Here is a 16,516-nt window from a genome sequence, read left to right on the forward strand (position 1 = left end):
TCAAGTCAGGATTCAGGAACCTGTCTTGCTCGCATCGATTTCGGCCTTGACGAGGTTCAGGAGACCCTGGGGGCTGAATTCGGTAAGAGGCTTCCCGTTTACGAAGAATGTCGGTGTCTGTTTGACGTTGTTGGCTTTAACATCGGCCATGTCCTGAGCGAGAACTTTATCGACCGACGTCGATGCCGCGTCCTTGCGTCCCTGTTCGATATCCAGCCCTGCCGATGCAGCGATCTGCCACGCCTTCTCCAGATCCGGCTTTCCGTGATCAGCCCAGACAGGCTGCTGATCCAGTATTGCCTCGAGAACGGGCTGGAAGCGGTTCTGCTTGCGGGCGGCTTCGAGTATCCGCACGGCATCGTCGGATCCCTCATGGAACGCAGTGTAGCGCAACACGAGGCGGACGTCGGATCCCGTCTGCGCCATCATCTGCTTGACGATCGGATAGAAGGCCCGGCATGCCTCGCAGGACGGATCGAAGAACTCGACGATGGTGACGGGAGCGGACACCGGTCCCATGACAGGCGAATGCATCCTGACCAGGGTGTCGTTCCCCGACACGGCGACTGGTGCAGGTGCAGGAGTCGGCTCGGTGGAGTTGCCGCTATAGAGAGCAGCGCCTCCGGCGAATATGACGATAGCGGCCGAGGCCGATGCGAGGACGAGGGTGCGTCTGTTCATGCTGATGTTCTCCGGCGCACGATAAGAAGTAGGATGATGATTGCGGTGAATGCTGCAAGCGAGAGAAGGGGTATGGGAAGCGCCCCGAACAGGATCATCCCGTCGCCCGAGCAGGAGGGGCCCTGACCGCATGGTTTGATGGCGGTCGGGATGACCTTGAAATAGAGGAGATTGTGGAACGCAGCGATAAGCCATCCGATGGCGGCCAGCGGCGCTGCATAGAACCACGCCCGGCCATCCGACCGGAACGCTGCCACAGCCAGCAGGACAGCCAACGGAAACATGAAGGCGCGCTGGTGCCAGCAGAGGTCGCAAGGGGCCTGGCCCATGACTTCCCCGATGAACAGCGCACCCAAAGTCGAAGTCAGAGCGATCATCCAAGCCCCGAAGGTCGGTAGCCACGCCCTGTCTTCCGATTGCACTGTCGCCTCACGCATTCTCTGCCCTCAATGGATTCGCTCCCATTGTGAGACCTCTAGTAGCTTGAGGGTCAAGACCAGTTGCGGAAGAAACAGGTGTCCCGGCAAAAATCAAAACCTGGCTCGGTGCGTCACTTCAGCGCAGAGCCGACAAAGGATGTCAACAGGGTCTTGAACCTCAGGCTACTAGAGGGATTACGGCTTTCCCACGAATGATTCCCGATGACACGGGACGGCGGTGGGAGGTTTGATGAAAGGTGTGAGGATTTTCCGGATCGTGATCTGGTGCTTTGTCGTGGTGGTGGCAACAGGGCTGTTGATACTAGGCCGTGATCTGAATGTGCGTCCGGGTGATGTGGCGGATGCGTCGAACCCATCTTCTCCCGCCATCGGCAAGCCATTTCGCCTCGTTTCGCATAAGGGTCAGATAGTTGATAACGATGTTCTGGATGGCAAACCGTATCTGGCATTCTTCGGCTTCACGCACTGCCCGGACATCTGCCCCACGACGCTCTTCGAGCTGACCGACCTCATGGCAGAGCTCGGCTCTACTGCGGACAAGTTCAATGTCATCTTCATCAGCGTGGATCCCGAGCGTGACACCGAGACGATGCTGAATGGCTACATGACTTCTTTCGATCCGCGGATCATGGCGCTCAGGGGTACGCCCGAACAGACGGCCACCGCAGTGAAGGCATTCGCAGCCTACTCCCGCAAGGTGCCGACCGATGGCGGGAACTACACCATGGACCATACCGCGGGCGTCTATCTCATGGACGCAGACGGCAGCTTCAAAGGGACACTCGACATGCATGAGCCCCGCGAAGTCCGGCTGCAGAAGATCCGAAAACTCGTGGCGGGATCAGTCTGATCGGCCCGGATATTCACCGGGCCTACTTTCAATACTCAAAAGGATATCAAGTGCAGCCAGGAATTTTGACACGACGCGGATTCATGATGGGCGGGGCAGGGGCCGCAACGGTAGCTCTGACAGGCTGTTCCGCAACGACAGCCGAGAAGGAGCGCCCCGCAGTTGTTCCAGTCGAAAGTCCCGCTCTCGCAACGATATACGGCCCGGTGCCAGAAGAACAATTCCCGCTTCCTGCGATCCCCTACCAGAAGATCAGCAAGCGCTTCCACCGCCAGATGGTGAGCGATCCAACGGGTGAGCGGCCCGGCACACTGGTCGTCGATACGGCGAACTATTACCTGTACCTCACATACGAGGGCGCACAGGCGATGCGTTACGGTGTTGGTCTTGGTCGGCAGGGATTCGAATGGTCAGGACAGGGTGTCATCCAGTACAAGCGCCAGTGGCCGCGCTGGACGCCGCCTGACGAGATGGTCGCCCGGCAGCCTGAACTGGTGCCTTACAGCATCGCAAACGGCGGCATGGCCCCCGGCCTGAAGAATCCGCTTGGTGCGCGGGCGCTCTACATTTTCAAGAACGGCGAGGACACGCTGTACCGGATTCATGGTTCCCCAGAATGGAATAGCATCGGAAAATCCGTGTCGTCGGGTTGTGTGCGGATGATCAATCAGGATGTGGTAGACCTCTATGGCCGGGTACCGGACAAGGCTCCGATCGTCGTCACCAGTCTACCTCGGCTATCGGCGGTTTAGGTGCCGTCGAGCGGGTTCCGCACAGTCCTCACTTGACATGGCGACTCCATAACAGCCGACACAAGCCTTGAAATTTAAATGGTTATGGAATTGTTTAAATGCATGGAAGAAAAACGAGCCCTTGATGCATTTGCAGCCATCGCACAGGAAACACGGCTGCGGATCATTCGCCTGCTCGTTACGGTGGGCGCGGATGGAATGGCGGCGGGTGCGATAACGCAAGCCCTGGAGACCGCGTCGGCTCCCAGGGTTTCATTCCATCTCAACCACCTCGAACATGCTGGTCTGATTGAAAGCCGCCGCGAAGGCCGCAGCATCATCTACAGCGCGATCTTCCCGGCGCTTTCCGACCTCGTCGCATTCCTGATGAGGGATTGCTGTTCAGGTCATTGCGAAGTCTGTGATCGGGCGATCGATCTCTTCGCCAAATGCACCGGGCGACCGCAGAAGGTTGCCGAGCCCAAATCCATCGTATGCGAGTGAGAGAATGAGCGAACTGCGTGACATCCTGGAGACCCGGCAGATCGGCATCTATTTTGCAGCCGTGATTCTCGCCGCCACCGCCGCAGGCATCGTGTCCGGAACGACGTCACTGGAAGTGGCGATCAATCCCGCACTGGCCTTCATGCTCTTTGTCACCTTCCTCCAGGTTCCGCTCGCCGATCTCGGGAAGGCATTTCTACAGATACGGTTTCTAGGTGCTCTGCTCGTTACGAACTTCGTTGCCGTTCCGATCCTCGTGTTCGGTCTCATGCATTTTCTCCCGGCTGACCCGATGATCCGTATCGGGGCCCTTCTGGTGCTCCTCACACCATGCATCGACTACGTCGTGACTTTCGCGCATCTGGGACGGGCTGATGCGAGACTCCTTCTCGCTTCGACCCCGGTGCTCCTGATTGCGCAGATGGTCCTGCTTCCATTTTATCTCAAGGTATTTCTCGGCGACGAGGCTGGCAATCTCGTGCAGATCGAACCGTTCATCCACGCCCTCGTCTGGCTGATCGTGTTCCCACTGCTTGGGGCCGCGCTGATACAGTTTTCTGCTGCACGGCTCGGCTTAATGTCCAGGGTTTCGAGCGCGCTCGGACTGCTTCCCGTCCCAGCGACGGCTGCCGTGCTCTTCATCGTTGTTGCTGCAGTCGTTCCGCAGCTTGGTCTCGCTCTCGATGGAGCGCTGCAAGCATTGCCACTCTACATAGCTTTCGCGGTCATTGCCCCCTTCATCGGCTGGATGGTCGCCAGGAGTTTTCGCGTAGCGGTACCCGGTGCAAGGGCCATCGCGTTCAGTGCGTCCACCCGCAATTCGTTGGTGGTGCTTCCTCTGGCATTTGCGGTGCCGAATGCGATGCCGCTTCTGCCTGCCATCATCGTGACGCAGACGCTCGTCGAACTGGTTAGCGAGATGATCTACATCCGCGTGATCTCAAGGTTTGGATCGCAGAAGACCGAGATACAAGCCTAGAAGTTGACAGACACCAGTTACGTGCCGAGCGGTCATTTCTTCTTAAGACACGGAAACCGTGTCTCCCATCTATCCTCGTCATCACTGATCAGTTTCTCACATCCCATCGCCGCTACCCGGCGTAGCTTTGAAAATGTAGCGTTGGCACCGTGCGTCTTCATCAAGGCTGCTGCAGGAACTGTCACAGCACTGGACGTCGCTCTGGCGTCGGCCAAGAGCAAAGGCGTCTTCCGAAATGATGGAGTGTTACGGCCCGCGCTCATCCACCTGTGTTGACAAATCCAACACATCCATTATTCTGGATACATGGAAAATATTACTGCTATCGCCGCGCTTTCAGCGCTAGCCCAGAATACCCGGCTTGAGACCTTCCGCCTGCTGGTCAAACACGAACCGGAGGGCGTTCCAGCAGGTGAGCTCGCACGGCTGCTCGATGTTCCGCAGAACACCATGTCGGCCCATCTTGCAACGCTCTCTCGGGCAGGAGTGGTCATGAGCGAGAGGCAGAGCCGCTCAATTATCTACCGTGCAAATCTCGATGCTCTTCGTGACCTGACGCTGTTCCTGCTCAAGGATTGCTGCGGCGGCTCGGCCGAACTTTGCGCGCCCGTGATTGCCGAGCTGACGTCGTGCTGTAGTCCCGAGGCGAAGCCATGTTGAACCCTGTCAAACTCGAACAGGTATCGAATGACGACCGGGATCTCCACGAAGCGTTGGTCGCCGCTCATCTTCCGATCGACGACATCCGGGAGGAGGGCCGAACCTTCTACAGGGCGGTGTCTGGTTCCGCTGAGCTGGTCGGTTTCGCCGGGATTGAAGAGTGCGGGACAGATTTCCTCCTGCGTTCCATCGTCGTGCTCCCCAGCCACCGCGGTCAGAGGGTAGGACACGCCATCGTCGAGCAGACACTTAGAGATCTCAATGGCAACGGCGACATCTATCTTGCGACCACAACCGCTGCGCTCTTTTTCTCTACCATCGGGTTCGTTGAAATACCTCGGGAAAGCATCCCGCCCGGATTGCTTGCGACCCGTCAACTATCATCCATCTGCCCATCGTCGGCGACCATCATGAAGCTCAACAGGCCTCCGACCTAACACGGACAATGACCATGACTGAAAAGACCTACAACGTGCTGTTCCTCTGCACGGGCAATTCCGCTCGCTCTATTCTCGGCGAGTCCATCCTTAATCATGAAGGCAAAGGCCGTTTTCGGGCGTTTTCCGCCGGGAGCCACCCCAAGGGCGAGGTCAACCCGCATGCGCTGCGCGAACTGGAAGCGCTTGGCTATCCGTCCACGGGCTTTTCGTCGAAGAACTGGGATGTCTTCGCCGAGCCCGGCGCTCCCGAGATGGATTTCATCTTCACCGTCTGCGACAGCGCCGCAGGCGAGGCATGTCCCGTTTGGATCGGACATCCGATGACCGCGCACTGGGGTGTCGAAGACCCGGCCGCCGTCGAGGGCTCCGATATCGAGGTACAGCGCGCCTTCGCCCAGGCGGCAAGGTTTCTCAAGAACCGCATCGCCGCATTCCTCAGCCTGCCTATGGACTCGATCGACAGAATGGCGCTGGAACAGAAGCTCCATCAGATCGGTCGCATGGAAGGCTCGACCTCCACACAGGAGGAAGGTGCCTGATGTCCCTGTTCGAGCGCTACCTCACCATCTGGGTCTTCGTCTGCATCATCGTCGGCATCGCGTTGGGCCATCTGATGCCCGGCGTCTTCCAGACCATTGGTTCTGCCGAGATCGCCAAGGTCAATATTCCCGTAGCGATCCTCATCTGGCTGATGATCATTCCGATGCTACTGAAGATCGATTTCCGCTCGCTATCGAAGGTCGGTAGCTACTGGCGCGGGATCGGGGTCACCCTGTTCATCAACTGGGCCGTCAAGCCGTTCTCCATGGCGCTCCTAGGATGGCTGTTCGTCGGATGGCTGTTTCGTCCCTATCTGCCCGCCGACCAGATCGACTCCTACATCGCGGGCCTGATCATCCTTGCCGCAGCACCTTGTACTGCGATGGTGTTCGTCTGGAGCAACCTGACGAAAGGCGAACCATTGTTCACGCTATCGCAGGTCGCCCTCAACGATGCGATCATGATCGTCGCGTTCGCACCTGTCGTCGCACTGCTCCTCGGTCTCTCCGCAATCACGGTACCATGGGACACACTGGCGATTTCGGTCGCGCTCTACATCGTCGTCCCGGTCGTAATCGCGCAGGTGATCCGGGTCCGCCTAACGGCTGACAGCACAGATCGTGCGCTTGATGCTGTTCTCTCGAAACTCCAGCCGCTTTCGCTTATCGCGCTTCTGGCGACGCTGGTCCTGCTGTTCGGCTTCCAGGGTGAGCAGATCATTGCGCAACCGACGATCATCGCCCTGCTGGCCGTCCCGATCCTCATCCAGGTCTACTTCAATTCCGGGCTGGCCTACATCCTCAACAGGATGGCCGGGGAACGCCACTGCGTCGCCGGACCGTCGGCGCTGATCGGAGCCTCGAATTTCTTCGAACTGGCCGTCGCCGCCGCCATCTCGCTTTTCGGCTTCCAGTCGGGTGCTGCACTCGCGACCGTCGTCGGTGTTCTCATCGAAGTTCCGGTGATGCTCTCGGTCGTCTGGATCGTGAACCGTTCAAAGGGCTGGTACGAGGCTGCGCCAGCCGTCTCCCGAAACACCGACAAGACAAGGATTTGACCATGGATGTCACCATCTACCACAACCCCGACTGCGGGACATCACGCAACACGCTGGGCCTGATCCGCCACGCGGGGATCGAACCTGATGTCATCGAATATCTGAAGACGCCACCGTCGCGCGCGGACCTCGCGAAAATGATCTCGGATGCCGGGCTGACGGTCAGGCAGTCCATCCGTGAAAAGGGAACGCCCTACGCCGACCTTGGTCTGGACAACCCTGACCTGACTGACGACCAGTTGCTCGATGCTATGATCGAAACCCCCATCCTGATCAACCGCCCTTTCGTAATCACGCCGCTAGGCACCCGGCTTTCTCGTCCATCGGAAGTCGTGCTCGACGTCCTGCCTGCCGAGGCATTCAAAGGCCCCTTCATGAAGGAGGACGGCGAGCAGGTTCTAAACCAGGAAGGAAAGTGCATTGTCTGATACATTCCCCGCTCTTCACGATCAGCATCTTCAGTCGGTCGACATGGAATCCCTGCGACCTGCATTCTCGACGCACAAGCCCCGGATACTGATCCTCTATGGATCGCTTCGGGAGACCTCGTACAGCCGTCTCCTTGCCTTCGAAGTCCGTCGGCTTCTCGAGCGGCTGGGATGCGAAGTCCGGGTATTCGATCCGGCGGGTCTGCCGCTTCCGGACGAGGCGCCCGTCAGCCACCCGAAGGTTCAGGAACTCCGCGAAACGACCCAGTGGTCTGAAGGACACGTCTGGATCAGCCCGGAACGCCACGGTGCCTTGACCGGGATCATCAAGTCGCAGATCGACTGGATCCCGCTGGCGCTCGGTTCGGTGCGGCCGACGCAGGGCAAGACGCTGGCAGTAATGGAGGTCTCCGGCGGCAGCCAGTCTTTCAACGCCGTCAATCAGTTGCGCATCCTTGGCCGCTGGATGCGGATGATCACCATCCCCAACCAGTCGTCCGTTGCGAAGGCCTACCAGGAATTCGATGCAGAAGGCCGCATGAAGCCATCATCCTATTACGACCGCGTCGTCGATGTCTGCGAAGAGCTGGTGAAGTTCACAATCCTCACGCGCGAGGCCTCGTCCTACCTTACAAACCGCTACAGCGAACGGAAGGAGGATGCTGAGAAGCTGGAGCAGCGCGTGAGCCTCAAGTCCATATGACAGCAAGGCTTCCAATCGCGGCCATCCTGGCACTCGGTGTCACCCAGATCATCGGTTACGGCACCCTCTATTACAGCTTCAGCATCCTGGCGCCGGACATGGGTGCCAGCCTTGGCTGGTCGAAGGAGTGGGTTTTCGGCGCACTTTCAGTTGCCCTGCTGATTGGCGGGTTCACCGCGCCGTGGCTCGGCAGCCTGATTGACCGCGTCGGCGCGGGTGTGGTGATGACCATTGGCTCTGCCGTTGCCGCCGCCGCCTTGATCGCTTGCGCATATGCGCCCGGCAGAACCACCTATGTCGCCGCCCTAATTGGTATCGAGGTAGCCGCCAACCTTGTCCAGTACGGGGCCGCCTTTGCACTTTTGGTCCAGCTTCAGCCGACGGTGGCCCAGCGCAGCATCACCTATCTGACCCTGATCGCGGGTTTCGCCTCAACACTGTTCTGGCCGCTCACTTCGAGCCTGCACACGCACCTCTCGTGGCAGAACGTCTATCTGGTTTTTGCAGGACTCACTCTCCTAGTCTGCCTGCCGCTGCATGCGTGGCTGGCAACCGGGGTGACGCGTAGTCGCAAGCAGGCGATATCAACGCCGCCACAGCCGGTGATCGGCACGCTTCCACCGGATCACCGTCGCTCGGGGTTCCTGCTCATGACCACGGCCTTCGCCTTGCAATATCTCGCAGGCTCGGCCGTTCTGGTGCACATGGTGCCGCTTCTGGCCGGACTGGGGCTTGGCACTAGCGCCGCCATCGTCGGCACGCTGTTCGGCCCGTCTCAGGTCGCAAGCCGTCTGATCAACATGGTGTTCGGCACGCGACTCAATGCCCTGCATCTCGCCCTGATCTCAGCCGCGCTGATACCGGTCAGCGCGGTGATCCTGATCCTGAGTGCTCCCTCGATACCCGGTGCAATGGTTTTTGCCGTCATCTTCGGCATGGGCAACGGCCTGCTGAGCATCGTGTCGGGCACCCTGCCGCTGGCGCTGTTCGGCAGTGACGGCTACGGGAAGCTTCAGGGTAAGATGATGGCGGCCCGCCTGGTCGCTTCGGCACTAGCGCCCTTCGTGTTGGCCCTCACGATGGAGTGTTTCGGCATCCGTGTTTCGATTGGCGGGATCGTTGTCCTAGCGCTATTGGCAGTCGTTGCCTTTACAAATCTATTCCGCTTTCAACGAGAAGGTTGATCCCGCCGAAGCTAAATACTGAGTTGATGACGGCCCCAAAACGCGTACGACATCTATGTCGCCTTCGCGCCGATACTGTTGAAAAACTCCCCTGGGCATCGGTAAGGCCGCGCCTTGCCCGGATCGTCAGGTATAGTTTTCTGACTGTGCGGGAGAGATGAAACCACTTTGCGTCTGACGTGCTGGGGAGCGTGGCATGCGCAATATTATTTCAGGGGGCCCGAAGGAAAAACCGCCTGCTGGAGTTTTTCAACAGTATCCGCCAAGAGCCGTCACGTAGTAGCGGCTGCTTTGCGCCTAAAAGCGGTCATTGCGCCATTGACGGATTCCCGTGGGTTGTAGAAATAGGTCGCCGTCTTCAGCAATGCGATCTCCGTACTCCCGCTCGAGGTCCTTTGCGAGAATGAGCTCATCGCGCGTTGGATGCCAGGCGGCTCTCATCTAACTGCTTCCTCATCCAGTGCGACGGAGGTCGCAAATTCCAAACTAGGATCAAGTGGCGGCGCTTCGACCGTTGCCCGAGTCTCCGTTGCAAACATCATCGCCTGCCAGTCAATCTCCCACCCCCTCAGCGCCGACAACATCGCCAGACCCATCGCTTGCGCCACCGATGGCACGACCGCGTTTCCAATCTGGTCGGCCACTGGCCCGTGACCACCTACAAACTTCCATGTGTCCGGAAACCCCTGCAATCTCGCGCGCATGCGGTTCGTCAGCCCAGGCACGAATCCTTCACGAGAGCCTTCATCTTCCGTCGGCGCAGTCTTAGCCGGAGGAGCGTAACGAAGTCGCTGCCTTTCGGAACGAATTTTCTCTCCATGACGAGCGCTGCCCTGGTAGCCCCGGATGGTGTCTGACCGGTAGTCGCGGTCCTTCATAGACTGCAGCCAGGCTTCTGCGTCGGACCAGCCGTTTTCACCCATAAGGTCGGCGAGAACGACGCCCACGTTCGTAGTCAGCTCCGGAAACTTTCTCGGCATCCGGAAGGCGCCCACCAAATCTTTGCGCATTCCCACCATCATGATGCGGGACCGGCTCTGAGCGACGCCGTAGTCCTTCGCGTTGATCCGGTGGATTTCCGTCGAGTATCCTGCCTTCGAGAATTCGCGCAGGAGGAACGCGATGTAGTCCGCGTGGCGCGAATGCAGGATGCCCTCAACGTTCTCGAACAGGAATGCCTTGGGCGCTATCTCGCGTACAGCACGCACGCCTTCCATCATCAGGTCGTTCTCGTCGTGCCGCCCCTTCTTCTGGCCGACCGTGCTGAACGGGGTGCAGGGAAGCCCACCCGTCAGTAGGTCGATCCGCTGGTCGCGGTATTCCTTGAAGTCCACTTTGCGGATATCGGCTTGGATGACGTTCCAGTCCGGTCGATTGGCCCGCAGCGTGGCCACTGCAGTTTTGTTCATCTCGATCAGAGCGACGTGCTCGAATCCGGCGCGCTCCAAGCCAAGGGCCAGACCACCTGCACCCGCGCACAGCTCGACAACACGGGCACGGTAATGCCGCGGAGGAATTCCTGCAAACGGCTTGCGAGAAAGCCCTACGAAAGACATCCGGCTTTGCCCTGTCAAAGTCGACAGTACGCGCAATTCCATTGGCCCGATTTCATCAAGTCGACCGGCAGCTACGTCGCCAAGCATCTTGCGGGCCATCGCCATGCGATAAGACGGCGTCGCGGGTCGTAGCGAAGCGGGGGTGGGCTCCTTACCAAACAGAGTATCGCATTCAGCTTCGAGGACTTCTGCCTGATGGCGCAGGCTTGCATGAACGACAGGAGACTTCACACCGCCGGGTCGGAAATGCTGTCTTAGCTCTTCCACGAGGGAAGCGGTACGCACCTCGAAGGACGCAACCGCTGCCTTTGCCTGTCGGCGCACGGCCGCCGCGACTGCCCTCCTGTTCGCCGCTGTCAGCGCTTCGGCCGGTGTCAGCTTTGCGTCGGCCAACCGCTTCTTGATGAGGGCGACATCCTTCGTATCGATGCGAGCTCCGATCGCCATGCGCTCGAGGATTTCCTGCCGCGTGTCTTGGTCGGCGGCCACCAAGGACTTGATGACGGGAAACGACGCTCGAGACTTCCGGAGAACCTGCTCGGATCCCTTCAAGGATTTCGCGAATCCCATGTAGGTGGACAACTCGGCTGCAGGCAGATTACAGCGTGCCTTGAGGAACGCCTTCGCTTCCCCGGCGGGCACGACGTCCGTCAGCCTTTCGATCTCGACGGCCATCGCCAGCACGCGATCGGCCATCTGCTGCTGCAGCTCCGTTATCCGCCTGATCGCCGCGGAAAGCGCCTGTGCTTTCGGATCGATGTCTGCCATTGAGATGTCCCCATTTGGGACGTCCATACGACAACGAATCTTTCATCGCCGGTAATCGGATCGATAAAATGCAACCGATCTCAACGGGCTCGACGTGGTATGAACTCAAGAAATTCGAGAGGTGTCATATGGCAGTGATCGCTTACATTTAAGTGGCGGCATCAAAACCCGCGCCCCTTTTTTCAAGAAGTTGTGTCCCAAAGCGTAATCATTTCGATAATCATTTGTGATAGCGATGCCCGCGAAAGTAGAATTAGAGGCACGGTGACTGTGGCGGCATATGCAAGAGATCTGGGAACTTATGCGACGGCTGAAGAGAAGAAGTATCTCACGAAGAAAACGGTAGGCGGCGACAGCAGCAGAATTGGTTTGATATTCGAGGAGCGTGTCGCAGCGTTTAAAATCGTGGAGCAGGTGTCTCGTGTGAAAGCGAGAAGGCTGGAGGCAACCGATGTGAAGCTTTTGCTTCAGGCTAGGTCATTTGTTGACGACATCGCTTTTATCGTAAAGGATTCAGTGTTCTGGATCGAGGCTAAATCGGGCGAAGTCGGCTGGGGTTCCCTTGCTCAGGAGGTTGAAGCTGGTTCGACCACTAAACTCAAAAGGCCGAAACGAACCGTCGCTCAAAACTTTGCGAGCCAAATGCGGGTTGACGACAGCGCAGGTCGGTCGGCGCAATACGCGCTAGCCATTCCTTCTTACGAAAGGGGAGTTGAACTCGCCTCGAAGCGCACAGCTCTGGGGTTGGGAGCTGTCTGCATTTTCGTCTTGCCTAACAGCAACAATATTCAAGAAATCGAACAACTGCACCCAGGGTTCAGGGAGTGCTTGAGAAAGATCTGCCCACTCAGTGAATCGGATCGGGATCTAGAAAACGTTCTTTGGGCAATCATGACCAGTTTGCGCAAGCTTGACGCGGGGCAACTCACCGATCTCGCATCGCTCGCTGTCGATGCCGATGTCCATTTCAAAGGCGTTTTGTCGATGGGCCCTAATCGGCGCCTTCGCGAAGATGTTGAGCGTGTCCTCTACGCGATTGGTCAAAGTGAGGATTTCAAATTTGCGGTTTGCGGCTCCGTCTTACACTATGTCCACGAGGGGGACCATGGAACTGGAAAGTTTACCGTGGGGTCAGAGAGCGGTTACGCATTCGAGCAGGACGTCCTAGACATGTCATCCGCCTCGTTCGACAATTTGGTCCCGCTTCTAAGGAAAAAAAGGCGATGATGAGTGATTTCGATGAGGACGTCGAAGCTAAGCTTGCGGATCTTTGGCGGACCGGCAATGAGGCCTCACTCGGGCAGCCGTTGGCTGAACTATTCGCTGCGAAAGTCCGTTTGGCTACCGAGAGCGTTCGTGTCGTCTGTATCGCTAACGACATCCATCCTTACGGTGAGATGTTTCTGGAGAGGCTAGACCAACTAACCGAAGGCGAGGTTAGCCTTTCCTGCTATTGGAACGATTATATACCCGCTCCATCAGAGAGAAACCATTGGGGTCCAAACTTTCTTCCGGATCTTGCGCCGATCACGCATCAGTTTCACGACGAGAAGGGAATTCAAGTCGACCATATTGTAGTTTTTTCCACGGATATCGAGGAGGGGGCTACGGTCGCGGAAAATCTTTTGCGGACGCGGGAGATCGTAGACGCTGGGATGGCAACCGTGGTAGCGCTGACCGCGACGCAGGATGATCTGATCTCACTTATGGAGCAAATTCAGGCACGAGACAACGAGTTCGAACTACCGAACATACTTTTGGGCCTCAGTGATGGGCATAGAATGTCTCTCGCCTTCAGATCCTTGGCTCGTAGCTCGAATGATGAACCTCCCTATGGTGAGACTGACATCCCACAGTTTGTTGTGGAGAAGATGGAAGCCAAGACAGCTCGCCGCCTTGGCCTTTAACAGCCAGTGCGTTACCTTTCAGGCGTCAGAACGCACTACGCCGTAAAGCCAGGGAACGCCTCGACCTCGGAGCCGCCCAATGCGTCGCGAACCACAGATCAGAAGGCACCGACTGTTTGTTAAGTATTCCCCCAGCACTGCGACAAGCGGGACTGCTTCAAGCTGTCGCTTGATCTGAACAGCGACAGGCTGCAGAGTCCGACCCCTTGTCGGGCGCTCGAAATCAGCAGATCGAGGGTGCTGGCACCATGCGTGCGAAGGCGGTCCCGCCCTTTATACCACGACGCTTTTGCGATAAGATTACATCAGCGCCCCGGCAGGTAAATGCCGATGAAATTGAATTCGCTATTGACTTTCTTATTTTTGTTCATATTTTGTTCCGCATGATCAAGATGCTGAACATATCTCGAATAGGTTGAACGGGCAGGCCGCTCCGAAGCGGCGCAGGCAACGTTTATCTAATCGAGGGTGTTCATGATGAGCTATCCGCATTTTGATACGTCAGCGGCCCTGTATGCCGCTTTTGATGAAGCTTCTTCTAAACTCTTCTATCCTAAGGGCACTGTACGGTGCTCAGGCGACCCAATGTATCGGTCACGAGCAGCGAGAGACCTTGGCTGCGTTCTAGACGTCGATCCGGCTGTCGTCGCCTGGCTCTGCCTGCCATTGGAGTTCGATACTGAACTCGGCCCCCACGTTCCCGACTTTTTTGTCAACTACGAGCGCGGCAAACCCTTTCTCCTCGACGCTGTCGAGGATGAGGAAAATCCTGCGATCAAGGAAGGCGCTGCCCTTGCCGGTTACCAGTATCGGGGCATCCCGCGAAAGGAGATCGAGGCGGGTTTTCGGCTTGCCAACGCCCGTGATCTCCTTCGCTACGCCCACTCCAGGACGCCTCTGAACGACAGGATCAGAATGCTGTCCGCGCTTGACGAGGCAGGCTCCCTGACTGTCGCAGAATGCCTGCATATTTTCACTGAAGTTAAGCCGATGACAGGCATCTCTTGGATGGCCCTCCATCAATTGATCGCGCTCGATCTCGACGAGAGGATGATCGACCCCGAGACGGTCATCCGTCGCTTTCAGCGCTAAGCGAGGTTGTAATGGAAAACTTCTCGAAACGTCGCCGCACGGTGACGCTTGAGCGCATGGCCTATGCGCTCACTCTCAAGTCGGCAGCACGGCTGGGCGGTGCCTTTAAAACAAATGAGATCGGTCGGCATATCGTGATTGTCCTACGGATCCCTTCTGGATCCGTACTTGACGAATATGTCGCCGCAGCAAGCCTTCTGACGAGCACCAATGAGAGCCTTTCCAGCTTTGAAATCTCGTCACCTAAACTCGGCACCAAAGGCGGTATTGATGGTGAACTGGTCAGCGGCCAATTGAAATCCAGGCGTTCTATCCTCATCATCTGGCCGTCGGAACATGGGTTGCCAAGAGAAATCGACCTGGCGGCCGACCGAGTTGTAGACGTCGGTGCGGTAAGACCATTCCATCTGGCTGCCGCCGCGAAGGAGTTCTCGGGCCAGAATGTCGATATGGCGGATGCGCGGAAGATGCTGGAGCATCCTCTTGCAGAAGTCTTTGCTGCCTTCAGGGCAGGAAGACCTGTCTCGGACGTTCTGGCGCGACTTGCCGCACTTAAGACAGATACGCAACCGCCTGTCGTGGAAACCTCGCCACCTCTCGATCATCTTGTAGGTTACGGTGACGCGAAGACTTGGGGACTGTCTCTGGCGAGAGACATCGCTGCGTGGAGAGACGGAAAGCTTGCCTGGTCAGACCTAGACCGGGGACTGCTCCTGAGCGGAGCGCCTGGAACAGGGAAGACGATGTTCGCCAGCGCGCTCGCGCGGTCGTGCGGTGCACATCTGGTCGCGACGTCGGTCGCGCGGTGGCAGGCGGCCGGGCATCTCGACGACACTTTGAAAGCGATGCGCAGAAGTTTCGATGAGGCGAAGGCACAGAAGCCAAGCATTTTGTTGGTCGACGAGTTCGACGGTATCGGCGATAGAGATAAGGTTGTCGGAACCGAACACGAAACCTATTGGAGACAGGTGATCAACTTCTTGCTCGAGTTGATCGACGGCCACGACAGGCTCGAAGGCGTCGTCGTCATCGGCGCCACCAATCATCCGGAAGCGATCGACGCCGCTCTCCTGCGGCCGGGGCGGCTTGACCGGCATATTCGTATTCCGCTGCCGGATGCAGAGGAGCGAAAACATCTCTCGCGTACTTATTTCGGTACCCAGTTGTCAGACCGCGAGGTGGACGCGATCGCTGCGGCGACCGTTGGGTTAACCGGTGCGCATTTCCAGACAGTCGGTCGAGACGCAAAGCGGCTTGCCCGTGCAGAGGGAAGGGCTGTTTCATATGCAGACGTGATGTCGGCTTTGCCACCAGCGAGAAAGATCACCGGGGGCGAGCGGAGGACGATCGCCATTCACGAGGCGGGACATGCGGTCGTGGGGGTTCGACTGGGCGTCGGATTGTTGGACACCGTCGCCGTACCCTGGGAGGCCCATGCCGGACAACCTTTAGGGTTTGCACATTTCGAGATCGAGGAAGACCAGCTTAGGGAGCGTCAAGGATGTCTTGATCAGATCGCCTTGCTGCTTGCAGGGAGAGCGGCGGAAGAGGTCATCCTTGGCACTGCGTTCGATGGCGCGGGTGATGCCGAGGGCTGCGACCTGCACATGGCAAGTGACCTTGCCACTAGGATGGAAGTTCAACTTGGGATGGGAGAGGGGCTTGGCTACTTCAATTTGAAATCCGTCGAGCAACGCGATCGTTTCCGACGAAACAATCCTGACGTCGCCGCCCGCATCGAGCGTGGCCTCAGTCGAGAAATGGAGCGCAGCCGGGAAATCGTGACGCGTTTCCGGGACGCCATCGAAAGGATCGCCGACGTTCTGGTGGAGAAGGCAATTATCGAGGGTGACGAAGTCAGGGCGATCATTCGGGAGACTTCAAGATGAGTGAGGGGATTCGACGTCGGCGTCGAATCGCAATTACGGTGGAAGCGGAACCGTGTCGTTGTTTCGCGGAGGATTTTCTGGGCGACCATCCATCTGATCGCTCTTCT

Annotated in this window: 18 protein-coding genes; 15 read left to right on the top strand and 3 right to left on the bottom strand. The window is 57.9% G+C overall.

Annotation, left to right across the window (positions count from 1 at the left end):
* Positions 1-12: 12 nt before the first annotated feature.
* Both EKM04_RS03925 and EKM04_RS03930 read right to left on the bottom strand, forming a co-directional pair.
* On the bottom strand, positions 13-681 hold the full coding sequence (locus EKM04_RS03925) for a DsbA family protein (protein WP_183897244.1): 669 nt from the start codon (positions 679-681) through the stop codon (positions 13-15).
* Complete coding sequence (locus EKM04_RS03930; protein ID WP_183897245.1) at positions 678-1,118, bottom strand: disulfide bond formation protein B; 441 nt, start codon at positions 1,116-1,118, stop codon at positions 678-680. The genes EKM04_RS03925 and EKM04_RS03930 overlap by 4 nt, the downstream gene beginning before the upstream one ends.
* 232 nt (positions 1,119-1,350) lie before the next feature.
* On the opposite strand from EKM04_RS03930, the gene EKM04_RS03935 reads away from it, so the two are divergent.
* From EKM04_RS03935 to arsK, 11 genes are all read left to right on the top strand, one after another.
* Complete coding sequence (locus EKM04_RS03935) at positions 1,351-1,971, top strand: SCO family protein (RefSeq protein ID WP_183897246.1); 621 nt, start codon at positions 1,351-1,353, stop codon at positions 1,969-1,971.
* Between the two features lie 83 nt (positions 1,972-2,054).
* On the top strand, positions 2,055-2,723 hold the full coding sequence (locus EKM04_RS03940) for a L,D-transpeptidase (RefSeq protein ID WP_183897272.1): 669 nt from the start codon (positions 2,055-2,057) through the stop codon (positions 2,721-2,723).
* Between the two features lie 102 nt (positions 2,724-2,825).
* Positions 2,826-3,206, top strand: coding sequence for an ArsR/SmtB family transcription factor (locus EKM04_RS03945; RefSeq protein ID WP_183897247.1), 381 nt, complete (start codon positions 2,826-2,828; stop codon positions 3,204-3,206).
* Between the two features lie 4 nt (positions 3,207-3,210).
* Positions 3,211-4,185: an arsenic resistance protein gene (locus tag EKM04_RS03950; protein ID WP_183897248.1), complete on the top strand. Its 975-nt coding sequence runs from the start codon at positions 3,211-3,213 to the stop codon at positions 4,183-4,185.
* Positions 4,186-4,491: 306 nt separating this feature from the next.
* On the top strand, positions 4,492-4,845 hold the full coding sequence (locus EKM04_RS03955; protein ID WP_113169825.1) for an ArsR/SmtB family transcription factor: 354 nt from the start codon (positions 4,492-4,494) through the stop codon (positions 4,843-4,845).
* On the top strand, positions 4,839-5,282 hold the full coding sequence (gene arsN2, locus EKM04_RS03960) for an arsenic resistance N-acetyltransferase ArsN2 (RefSeq protein ID WP_113169824.1): 444 nt from the start codon (positions 4,839-4,841) through the stop codon (positions 5,280-5,282). The genes EKM04_RS03955 and arsN2 overlap by 7 nt, the downstream gene beginning before the upstream one ends.
* Positions 5,283-5,296: 14 nt before the next feature.
* Positions 5,297-5,824, top strand: coding sequence for an arsenate reductase ArsC (locus tag EKM04_RS03965; RefSeq protein WP_113169958.1), 528 nt, complete (start codon positions 5,297-5,299; stop codon positions 5,822-5,824).
* Positions 5,824-6,882, top strand: coding sequence for an ACR3 family arsenite efflux transporter (gene arsB, locus EKM04_RS03970; protein WP_113169823.1), 1,059 nt, complete (start codon positions 5,824-5,826; stop codon positions 6,880-6,882). The genes EKM04_RS03965 and arsB overlap by 1 nt, the downstream gene beginning before the upstream one ends.
* A gap of 2 nt (positions 6,883-6,884) precedes the next feature.
* Entirely contained in the window at positions 6,885-7,310 is a 426-nt protein-coding gene (arsC, locus tag EKM04_RS03975) for an arsenate reductase (glutaredoxin) (protein ID WP_113169822.1), read from the top strand.
* A complete protein-coding gene (gene arsH, locus EKM04_RS03980; protein WP_113169821.1) occupies positions 7,303-8,013 on the top strand; it encodes an arsenical resistance protein ArsH in 711 nt (236 codons plus the stop codon). Before arsC ends, arsH begins: the two co-directional genes overlap by 8 nt.
* Positions 8,010-9,197: an arsenite efflux MFS transporter ArsK gene (gene arsK / locus EKM04_RS03985; protein ID WP_113169820.1), complete on the top strand. Its 1,188-nt coding sequence runs from the start codon at positions 8,010-8,012 to the stop codon at positions 9,195-9,197. The genes arsH and arsK overlap by 4 nt, the downstream gene beginning before the upstream one ends.
* Before the next feature lie 437 nt (positions 9,198-9,634).
* Here arsK and EKM04_RS03990 read toward each other — a convergent pair whose 3' ends face one another.
* Positions 9,635-11,521: a DNA cytosine methyltransferase gene (locus EKM04_RS03990; protein WP_162734003.1), complete on the bottom strand. Its 1,887-nt coding sequence runs from the start codon at positions 11,519-11,521 to the stop codon at positions 9,635-9,637.
* 264 nt (positions 11,522-11,785) lie between these two features.
* On the opposite strand from EKM04_RS03990, the gene EKM04_RS03995 reads away from it, so the two are divergent.
* The 4 genes from EKM04_RS03995 to EKM04_RS04010 all read left to right on the top strand — a co-directional run bounded on the left by EKM04_RS03995 (position 11,786) and on the right by EKM04_RS04010 (position 16,409).
* Positions 11,786-12,748 carry a hypothetical protein gene (locus tag EKM04_RS03995; protein ID WP_162734002.1) on the top strand — a complete coding sequence of 321 codons (963 nt, stop codon included), beginning with the start codon at positions 11,786-11,788 and terminating at the stop codon, positions 12,746-12,748.
* On the top strand, positions 12,748-13,428 hold the full coding sequence (locus EKM04_RS04000) for a hypothetical protein (RefSeq protein ID WP_183897249.1): 681 nt from the start codon (positions 12,748-12,750) through the stop codon (positions 13,426-13,428). Before EKM04_RS03995 ends, EKM04_RS04000 begins: the two co-directional genes overlap by 1 nt.
* 585 nt (positions 13,429-14,013) lie before the next feature.
* Positions 14,014-14,520 carry a hypothetical protein gene (locus EKM04_RS04005; protein WP_234911009.1) on the top strand — a complete coding sequence of 169 codons (507 nt, stop codon included), beginning with the start codon at positions 14,014-14,016 and terminating at the stop codon, positions 14,518-14,520.
* Between the two features lie 11 nt (positions 14,521-14,531).
* Positions 14,532-16,409, top strand: coding sequence for an AAA family ATPase (locus tag EKM04_RS04010; RefSeq protein WP_113169815.1), 1,878 nt, complete (start codon positions 14,532-14,534; stop codon positions 16,407-16,409).
* The last annotated feature ends 107 nt before the right edge of the window (positions 16,410-16,516 follow it).

The sequence above is a fragment of the Rhizobium skierniewicense Ch11 genome (assembly GCF_023757665.1).
In the GTDB taxonomy this organism is placed as follows: Bacteria; Pseudomonadota; Alphaproteobacteria; order Rhizobiales; family Rhizobiaceae; genus Agrobacterium; species Agrobacterium skierniewicense.

Excerpts from the sequence above, each read along its gene's own strand:
- EKM04_RS03925 (WP_183897244.1), bottom strand. The coding sequence starts at position 681 with ATGAACAGACGCACCCTCGTCCTCGCATCGGCCTCGGCCGCTATCGTC.
- EKM04_RS03930 (WP_183897245.1), bottom strand. The coding sequence starts at position 1,118 with ATGCGTGAGGCGACAGTGCAATCGGAAGACAGGGCGTGGCTACCGACC.
- EKM04_RS03935 (WP_183897246.1), top strand. The coding sequence starts at position 1,351 with ATGAAAGGTGTGAGGATTTTCCGGATCGTGATCTGGTGCTTTGTCGTG.
- EKM04_RS03940 (WP_183897272.1), top strand. The coding sequence starts at position 2,055 with ATGATGGGCGGGGCAGGGGCCGCAACGGTAGCTCTGACAGGCTGTTCC.
- EKM04_RS03945 (WP_183897247.1), top strand. The coding sequence starts at position 2,826 with ATGGAAGAAAAACGAGCCCTTGATGCATTTGCAGCCATCGCACAGGAA.
- EKM04_RS03950 (WP_183897248.1), top strand. The coding sequence starts at position 3,211 with ATGAGCGAACTGCGTGACATCCTGGAGACCCGGCAGATCGGCATCTAT.
- EKM04_RS03955 (WP_113169825.1), top strand. The coding sequence starts at position 4,492 with ATGGAAAATATTACTGCTATCGCCGCGCTTTCAGCGCTAGCCCAGAAT.
- arsN2 (WP_113169824.1), top strand. The coding sequence starts at position 4,839 with ATGTTGAACCCTGTCAAACTCGAACAGGTATCGAATGACGACCGGGAT.
- EKM04_RS03965 (WP_113169958.1), top strand. The coding sequence starts at position 5,297 with ATGACTGAAAAGACCTACAACGTGCTGTTCCTCTGCACGGGCAATTCC.
- arsB (WP_113169823.1), top strand. The coding sequence starts at position 5,824 with ATGTCCCTGTTCGAGCGCTACCTCACCATCTGGGTCTTCGTCTGCATC.
- arsC (WP_113169822.1), top strand. The coding sequence starts at position 6,885 with ATGGATGTCACCATCTACCACAACCCCGACTGCGGGACATCACGCAAC.
- arsK (WP_113169820.1), top strand. The coding sequence starts at position 8,010 with ATGACAGCAAGGCTTCCAATCGCGGCCATCCTGGCACTCGGTGTCACC.
- EKM04_RS03990 (WP_162734003.1), bottom strand. The coding sequence starts at position 11,521 with ATGGCAGACATCGATCCGAAAGCACAGGCGCTTTCCGCGGCGATCAGG.
- EKM04_RS04000 (WP_183897249.1), top strand. The coding sequence starts at position 12,748 with ATGAGTGATTTCGATGAGGACGTCGAAGCTAAGCTTGCGGATCTTTGG.
- EKM04_RS04005 (WP_234911009.1), top strand. The coding sequence starts at position 14,014 with ATGTATCGGTCACGAGCAGCGAGAGACCTTGGCTGCGTTCTAGACGTC.
- EKM04_RS04010 (WP_113169815.1), top strand. The coding sequence starts at position 14,532 with ATGGAAAACTTCTCGAAACGTCGCCGCACGGTGACGCTTGAGCGCATG.